Here is a 1,272-nt window from a genome sequence, read left to right as displayed (position 1 = left end):
GGGCCTTGACCCCGGATGTTGAACACGTCTATGCGGCTTGGGTCAGGGTAGTTGCTGCTGCTTGGACGGCGTTCTCGTAGGCAATCGGAGACCGCTGACCGAGGCGGGAATGCCGGCGCCGGGTGTTGTAGCGGGTCAGCCAGCGGAAGGCGTCGAGCCTGGCCTCACGCTCGCTCGACCAGGCTTTGCGGCCTTTGAGCGTCTCCCTCTTGAAGGCGGCGTTGAAGCTTTCCGCGGCAGCGTTGTCGGCGCTGGACCCGATCGCGCCCATGCTCTGCCGGACCCCAGCTGACCTGCAGAGTTCCGCGAAGGCCCTGCTCGAATATTGAGATCCGTGGTCGGTGTGCATGATCGCTCCGGTCAAGTTTCCGCGGGTCCGCTCGGCGGCCGTGAGGGCGTCGATGACGAGTTCTGTCCGCATGTGGTCAGCGATCGCCCACCCGGCGAGCCGGCGTGAGGCGAGGTCGATGACGGTCGCGAGGTAGAGCGGCTTCGCGCCGCTGACCGGCAGGTATGTGATGTCGCCGACGTACTTTCTGTTGACTGCGGCCGCGGTGAAGTCACGGCCGATCAGGTCTGGCGCCTTCGCTGCGGTCTGGTCCGCGACGGTGGTGCGGTGCCGGCGGCGCAGACGGACTCCCTCGAGCCCGATGGACCGCATGATCCTCGCGACGCGCTTGTGGTTGACCACCGGGCCGCCCTCGTCGCGGAGTTCTGCGGTGATCCTGGGGGCTCCGTAGGTGCCGTCGGAGTCTTGGTGGACCTTGCGTATCCGGGCCGCGATCCCGGCTTCGACGGTCTGGCGGGCCGCTCTCGCGGATGCGGTGCGGCGCCAATAGTAGAAGCTCGAGCGGGCCAGGCCGAGGATGTCGCAGAGCCGCTTCACGCCGTGTCGGCGCTGGTGATCGTCAACGAACTGGTAGCGGTTCACCAGCGCGTCTCCGTCGCGAAATACCGGGCCGCCTTGCGGAGAATGTCCCGTTCTTCCTCGAGCTCACGGATCCTCTTGCGAGCGGCGGCCAGCTCCGCCTGAACAGCGTCGCCGCCGGGCCGGCGCCCGTCGGCGGCCCGGATCCAGTTCCGCAGCGTCTCGGTGTTCACCCCGAGATCACCGGCGACGGACTTGATCGTCGCTCCCGGCCTCGACCGGTACAACGCGACCGCATCCGCTTTGAACTCGGCGGGGTAATGCTTCATCCCCACGGGGACTCCGTTCTCCTGGACCATCAAGATCCAAGTGTCTCCGGTGTCCAAAACCCAGGGTCAAGGCCC

1 protein-coding gene is annotated in these 1,272 nt (G+C 67.0%); it reads right to left on the bottom strand.

The genetic code is table 11. From position 1 onward, the window contains the following. Positions 1–28: 28 nt before the first annotated feature. Positions 29–1,203 (bottom strand): IS3 family transposase gene (locus ACWCPY_RS43305; RefSeq protein WP_451274700.1). Its coding sequence is split into 2 segments (ribosomal slippage): positions 29–945 and positions 945–1,203, totalling 1,176 coding nucleotides; the frame shifts between segments, so codons are not numbered across the junction. Positions 1,204–1,272 lie beyond the last annotated feature (69 nt).

The sequence above is a fragment of the Streptomyces sp. NPDC002403 genome, assembly GCF_053593015.1.
This window is presented reverse-complemented; position numbering and strand designations above follow the sequence as displayed.